Here is a 6,694-nt window from a genome sequence, read left to right on the forward strand (position 1 = left end):
TTTGGCATAGTTCCAGGAGTTAGTTATAATTTTAAATTTTAATCATCATGAAAAATACCTATAAAATAATAGCACTTTTAGTACTTACACTTTTTTCAAGTTGTACAGATGTAGTTGATATAGATTTAGATACAGCACCACCAAAACTTGTTGTAGAAGCATTTATAAATTGGGAAAAAGGAACCACAGGAAACCAACAAACCATAAAACTTACAACCACTGGAAGTTTTTACACCAACACAGTTCCAGTAGTTTCTGGCGCAACAATTACTGTAACTAATAGTTCTAGCGTAGTTTTTAATTTTACAGAAATTCCAAATACTGGAAGATATGAATGCAACAATTTCGTTCCAATAATTAATGAAACTTACACTTTATTAGTAATTACTAACGGACAAACTTACACCGCAACCGAAACTTTAAAACCTGTAACGTCAATAACCACAGTAACTCAAGATTCTAATGGCGGACTTTCTGGAAATAAAATTCAACTAAAAGCCAATTTTCAAGATCCAGTTGCAACCGAAGATTTTTACTTGTTTAATTACACTTATCCCAATATTATAAAACCAGATTTTTACGCCACAGACGATCTGTTTTTCAACGGAAATAACTTTTTTAGCGTACTTCAAGAAACCAATAATGATTCTGATTTAGAAGTTGGAAATACAATAACAATTACCCATTATGGCGTTTCTAAAAATCATTACAATTACTTGGCTAAACTGCTTAGTATTTCTGGAAACGATGGTGGTTCGCCGTTTCAATCGCCACCAGCAACCGTTCGCGGAAATGTAATAAATCAAACAAACTTTGACAATTACGCACTTGGATTTTTCAATTTAAGCGAATCCGATAAAAAAACATATACCATTCAATAATATTTCTTGAAGCAATTTCAAGCTATCCATTACAAAAAAACCTTGAAAAAAGCAGTTTTCTACAGTTTTTAAAGAGCTTCCGTTGGTCGCTTTTAAAAACTAAGAAAACTAAAGCTTTTTTCAAGGTTTTGTTTTTCATTCCTATCTTGGCTAGAACCAAATCAATTTCAATGACAATCTCAATCTCAATTTTAAATTAAAAACTTTAATTATATTTACAAACACAAAATATACTAAAAAAAAATTTAAAATTTAAAATTCAATCAAATAAAAAAATGTCAGATTGAGCTTGTCGAAGTCCCAAATCCTAAATTTTTAATTTCTAAATAAAAAAATGTCATCACACCATATAGTTCGCGACGATCAAGAACCAGCATTAATTATTGCCAATGGCGCATCTTGTAGTTCCGATTTACTTGGTCAACTTTTAGAATGGTCGCCAATTGTAGTTGTGTTAGACAATGCTATAGATAGAGTTTTACAATTAGACATAAAAGTAGATGTATTATTAGGCGATTTTGATGACAATTTTAATCCAGAAATCTACAAAGACAAGCAATATCCATTAGAAATTGTTCACACACCAAACCAAGATAAAACCGATTTAGAAAAAGCATTTGATTACCTCATTTCTAAAAATCATAAAGCTGTAAATGTAGTTTGGGCAACAGGAAAACGTGCCGATCATACCATAACAAACATTACAAGTATTGTTCAATATAGGAATAAACTTAAAATTGTAATTTTAGACGATCATTCAAAAGTATTTTTATTACAATCTAAATTTGAAAAATGGTATACCAAGTCAACACCAATTTCATTAATACCAATTGGAGAAGTTTCTGGCATTACAACTCATAATTTAAAATATCCATTACTCAACGAAAAATTAACTATTGGTTACAGAACAGGAAGCAGTAATGAAGTGCTAGAAGACGGAATTGTAACTATAGAACATCTCCAAGGCGATTTACTTTTAATGGAATGTTTCGATTAGAAATAATTCTACAAAAAACAATAGTTTGAAATTTGTTAAATTCGTTTACTATTTAGTATATTTGATTACAGAAATGAAAAATGAAGAGTAAAATTACATTAGAAAAAACGACATTACATCCAAGAAATCTACATAAATTACGATACGATTTTGAACTATTAATTCATAATTATCCCAATTTAAAAAACTTTGTATTCATAAACGAACACGAAATTGAAACTTTAGATTTCAGTAATCCAGAAGCCGTAAAAGCGCTTAATAAATCGTTATTGATTACCTATTACAATATAGAAAATTGGGATATTCCTACCAATTACTTATGTCCACCAATTCCTGGAAGAGCAGATTACATTCACACTATTGCCGATTTATTAGCAAGTACCAATAATGAAATAATTCCGTTAGAAGAAAACGTAATTGGTTTAGATATTGGTGTTGGTGCCAATTGTATTTACCCAATTCTGGGAAATGCTATTTATGGTTGGAGTTTTGTTGGAACAGATATTGATGCCAACGCATTTGAAAATTGTGTGAAAATTGTTGAAGAAAATCCGCATTTGTCAGATGTAATAAGTTTGCAATTGCAACCAAGTTCACAGTTTATTTTTAAAGATATTATTCTGCCCGAAGACAAGTTTGCTTTTACCATTTGCAATCCGCCATTTCACTCTTCAGAAGAAGAAGCAACCAAAGCATCAATTAGAAAAGTAAATAATCTTGAAGAAACTAGAACTAAAAATCCTGTATTAAATTTTGGTGGTCAAAATGCTGAACTTTGGTGCGAAGGTGGTGAATTGGCATTCATAACCCAAATGATTTTTGAAAGTGCAAAATATCCGTTACAAGTATTATGGTTTACTACTTTAGTTTCTAAAAATTCACATTTATCAAGTGTTTACAAAACGTTGAACAAAGTAAATGTTGCCACAATAAAAACGATAGACATGGCACAAGGACAAAAAACAAGTCGCATTGTAGCTTGGACGTTTCTTACCGAAGTGCAACAAAAGAGTTGGAAGTTTTAAGTAATTATTTTTACATTTATAGTAAATAGAGAAAAAATACAAGGTTAAAAAAATTCAACTTTTTAAATTTATAATTTCTTTTCATTAACTTTGTTTAAATATTTTTGTTATGAGTACTATCGAATTAAAAGAACTTATTGTTTCTAGAATTTCTCAAATTGATGATGAGACTATTTTGAATGAGATATTTTCTGTTATAAATAGTAAAAATGAACAAGTAATTATACTTTCAAAAGAGCAACAAACTTCTATCAAAAAATCTCAAATTGAATATTCTAAAGGTAGTTTCACTACAAATGAATCTTTAAATGAGGAAATGGAACTATGGCTGAAAGAATAATTGTTTGGTCAGAAAATGCAAAATTTGAATTAAGAGAAATTTTTAAATATTTTAATTTTGGAAATAAAAGTAAAATTTATTCCTTAAAATTGAATCGATTAATTCAAACCGAATTAAAACTTTTACTTCAAAATCCTGAAATTGGTAAAATAACTAATACTTTAAATGTTCGTGGATTATTCATTGAAAATTATTATATTTTCTATGAAATAAATCAGAAGCATATTGTAATTCTTTCTGTTTGGGACACAAGACAAAATCCAGAAAGATTAAAAATTTAATTCTTTAAATTACAAACTTAAATTAAATCTTATTGATTTAAGTTCATCGACGAAATTAAAATACACTTCAAATAAAATTCAACTTTTATAATTTCTTTTCATTAACTTTGTTTAAATCTTTTTGTCATGAGTACTATCGAATTAAAAGAACTTATTGTTTCTAGAATTTCTCAAATTGATGATGAGACTATTTTGAATGCTATTAGTATACTGTTAGAAGATAAATCTGAAAATCTGAAAAACTATAATTTAGAATTAGATAAATCTGAAAAAGATATTATAAGCGGAAATACATACAGTCATAATCAAGTTTTAGAAAAAATTAGCGAATGGAAAAAAAGATAATTTGGACTGAAACATCTTAAAATCAGTTAGAAGAAATCTAAAACTTTATAAAAAATTTAACCTTCCAATTTTGTAACTTTACAACTGTAAAAATTTTCAATTTCTTTAATGAATTTCCAAGTAGTATCAGAATACAGCCCAAAAGGCGACCAACCACAAGCCATTGAAAAATTAGCCAAAGGCATAATTGAAGGCGAAAAATACCAAACCTTACTTGGTGTAACTGGTTCTGGAAAAACATTTACCGTAGCCAATGTTATTGAAGAAGTACAACGACCAACATTGGTTTTAGCTCATAACAAAACACTTGCTGCTCAATTATATTCTGAATTTAAACAATTTTTTCCCAATAACGCGGTAGAATATTTCGTTTCTTATTATGATTATTATCAACCAGAAGCATTTATGCCAGTTACTGGAGTTTTCATCGAAAAGGATTTATCCATAAATGAAGAATTAGAAAAAATGCGAATGTCAACCGTTTCTTCGCTACTTTCTGGACGACGAGATGTTTTGGTAATTGCTTCTGTTTCTTGTATTTATGGAATCGGAAATCCAAAAGAATTTCAAGATAATGTTATTCCTATAAAAGCTGGACAAGCCATTTCTAGAACCAAATTTTTACATTCGTTAGTGCAAAGTTTGTATTCTAGAACCGAAGCCGATTTTAATCCAGGAAGTTTCAGAATCAAAGGTGATATTGTAGAGGTTTATCCAAGTTATGCTGATGATGCATACCGAATTCACTTCTTTGGAGACGAAATTGAAGAAATAGAAAGCTTTGATTTAAAGACTTCTAAAGTGGTAGAACGTTTTGAAAAGCTAACAATTTATCCAGCAAATATGTTTGTTACTTCGCCAGAAACTTTACAAAATGCCATTTGGGAAATTCAGCAAGATTTAGTAAAACAAGTAACTTATTTTAATGAAATTGGAAAAAATCTGGAAGCAAAACGACTAGAAGAACGTACTAATTTCGATTTAGAAATGATTCGCGAACTTGGTTATTGCTCTGGAATTGAAAATTATTCGCGTTACCTCGACGGAAGATTACCAGGAACAAGACCTTATTGTTTGCTAGATTATTTTCCTAAAGATTATTTGATGGTTGTTGATGAGAGTCACGTAACTGTTTCGCAAATTCATGCAATGTTTGGTGGCGACAGAAGTAGAAAAGAAAATTTAGTAGAATATGGTTTTCGACTTCCTGCTGCAATGGACAATCGTCCGTTAAAATTTGAAGAATTCGAAAGTATGCAAAATCAGGTAATTTATGTCTCAGCAACACCAGCAGATTATGAATTGCAAAAAACTGATGGTGTTGTAATTGAGCAAGTTATTCGTCCAACAGGATTATTAGATCCAATTATAGAAGTGCGACCAAGCTTGAATCAAATTGACGATTTGATAGAAGAAATTCAGCTTCGTGCCGAAATTGACGAACGTGTTTTGGTAACTACTTTAACCAAAAGAATGGCAGAAGAATTGGCAAAATACCTTGCCAAAGTTGATGTTCGTTGCCGTTACATCCATTCAGAAGTTGATACTTTGGAACGAATTGAAATTATGCAAGATTTGCGAAAAGGAATTTTTGATGTTCTTATAGGTGTGAATTTACTTCGAGAAGGTTTGGATTTACCAGAAGTTTCACTTGTTGCAATTCTTGATGCTGATAAGGAAGGTTTTTTAAGAAATCACCGTTCGTTAACACAAACCATTGGTCGTGCCGCAAGAAATCTTAACGGAAAAGCAATTTTGTATGCAGATAAAATTACAGCAAGTATGCAAAAAACTATTGACGAAACGGATTATAGAAGAACGAAGCAAATTAATTTCAATACCGAAAATAATTTGGTTCCAATGTCGTTAAACAAGAAAATAGAAAGTGCTTTTACCAAACATCCAATTATAGATTATGAATTGGGTTATGGAACTTCCAACAATATTGCGGCTGAATCTGTAACAGAATATCTAGCCAAACCAGAAATTGAAAAACGAATTCGTGAAAAACGAAAAGCAATGGAAAAAGCTGCCAAAGATTTAGATTTTATGCAAGCTGCAAAATTTCGCGATGAGATTAAGGCGTTGCAAGAAAAAATTTAATCATAAAAATTTATTTAATTATTGTAACTTTGTTTATCTAAAAATAAAATTATGGAATTAATAGAAATAAATCCTAAAATAATGCTTGGTAAACCTGTTATCAAAGGCACAAGAATTACTGTTGAGCATATAATTTCTCTACTTTCACAAGACATTAGCATAGATCAAATTTTAATTGAATACAAAGGTTTAGAAAAAAAACAAATTCTTGCTTGCCTTCAATATGCAGAAAATATTTTAGAGAAAACAACAACTTTCGATTTAGATGAAATCGCTTCTTAATGCGTTTTTTAGTTGATTAATGCGTTGGAACAACTGTTTCAGATTTTTTAAAATCGAATAATCATACAGTAATTTCTGTTTTTGACGAGTTAAGAGGTGCATCCGATGACGAATTATTATCTAAAAGTAATTTAGAAAATTACATCTTAATAACTTCTGATAAAGATTTTGGCGAAATGGTTTTTAAAAATCAAAAACGGCACAAAGCATAATTTTAATTAGTTGTCAACCCAATAATTTCAATCAAAAAATTATAGTTTTAACTAAGTTATTACAAAATTATTCCGAAAAATTAGAAAATAATTTTGTTGTTGTGACTAATGAAAATGTTAGGATAATTACTAAATAATTTTTATTTGAAGCACCAACTTTCGGCATTTTCAATAAACCCTCTTCCTGCCATACATTCCAATCATCTTGTTGCGTTTTTCGCTACGCGA

8 protein-coding genes and 1 pseudogene are annotated in these 6,694 nt (G+C 29.7%); all 9 read left to right on the forward strand.

Annotation, left to right across the window (positions count from 1 at the left end; translation table 11 throughout):
- Window positions 1-47 precede the first annotated feature (47 nt).
- The gene (locus tag ACH2BC_RS07760; protein ID WP_395053426.1) at window positions 48-881 is read left to right on the forward strand and encodes a DUF4249 domain-containing protein; all 834 of its coding nucleotides are present in this window, start codon (window positions 48-50) and stop codon (window positions 879-881) included.
- 334 nt (window positions 882-1,215) lie between these two features.
- A complete protein-coding gene (locus ACH2BC_RS07765; protein WP_395053427.1) occupies window positions 1,216-1,878 on the forward strand; it encodes a thiamine diphosphokinase in 663 nt (220 codons plus the stop codon).
- 80 nt (window positions 1,879-1,958) lie between these two features.
- Complete coding sequence (rlmF, locus tag ACH2BC_RS07770) at window positions 1,959-2,903, forward strand: 23S rRNA (adenine(1618)-N(6))-methyltransferase RlmF (protein WP_395053428.1); 945 nt, start codon at window positions 1,959-1,961, stop codon at window positions 2,901-2,903.
- A 109-nt stretch (window positions 2,904-3,012) separates the two neighbouring features.
- Window positions 3,013-3,243: a hypothetical protein gene (locus tag ACH2BC_RS07775; RefSeq protein WP_395053429.1), complete on the forward strand. Its 231-nt coding sequence runs from the start codon at window positions 3,013-3,015 to the stop codon at window positions 3,241-3,243.
- The gene (locus ACH2BC_RS07780) at window positions 3,228-3,524 is read left to right on the forward strand and encodes a type II toxin-antitoxin system RelE/ParE family toxin (RefSeq protein WP_395053430.1); all 297 of its coding nucleotides are present in this window, start codon (window positions 3,228-3,230) and stop codon (window positions 3,522-3,524) included. Before ACH2BC_RS07775 ends, ACH2BC_RS07780 begins: the two co-directional genes overlap by 16 nt.
- A gap of 126 nt (window positions 3,525-3,650) precedes the next feature.
- Entirely contained in the window at window positions 3,651-3,869 is a 219-nt protein-coding gene (locus tag ACH2BC_RS07785) for a hypothetical protein (RefSeq protein WP_395053431.1), read from the forward strand.
- A 108-nt stretch (window positions 3,870-3,977) separates the two neighbouring features.
- A complete protein-coding gene (gene uvrB, locus ACH2BC_RS07790; RefSeq protein ID WP_395053432.1) occupies window positions 3,978-5,972 on the forward strand; it encodes an excinuclease ABC subunit UvrB in 1,995 nt (664 codons plus the stop codon).
- 51 nt (window positions 5,973-6,023) lie between these two features.
- The gene (locus tag ACH2BC_RS07795; protein WP_395053433.1) at window positions 6,024-6,254 is read left to right on the forward strand and encodes a DUF433 domain-containing protein; all 231 of its coding nucleotides are present in this window, start codon (window positions 6,024-6,026) and stop codon (window positions 6,252-6,254) included.
- Between the two features lie 47 nt (window positions 6,255-6,301).
- A pseudogene (locus tag ACH2BC_RS07800) lies at window positions 6,302-6,466 on the forward strand (DUF5615 family PIN-like protein); the annotation flags it as partial.
- Window positions 6,467-6,694: the final 228 nt, after the last annotated feature.

The sequence above is a fragment of the Flavobacterium sp. genome, assembly GCF_043760115.1.
In the GTDB taxonomy this organism is placed as follows: Bacteria; Bacteroidota; Bacteroidia; order Flavobacteriales; family Flavobacteriaceae; genus Flavobacterium.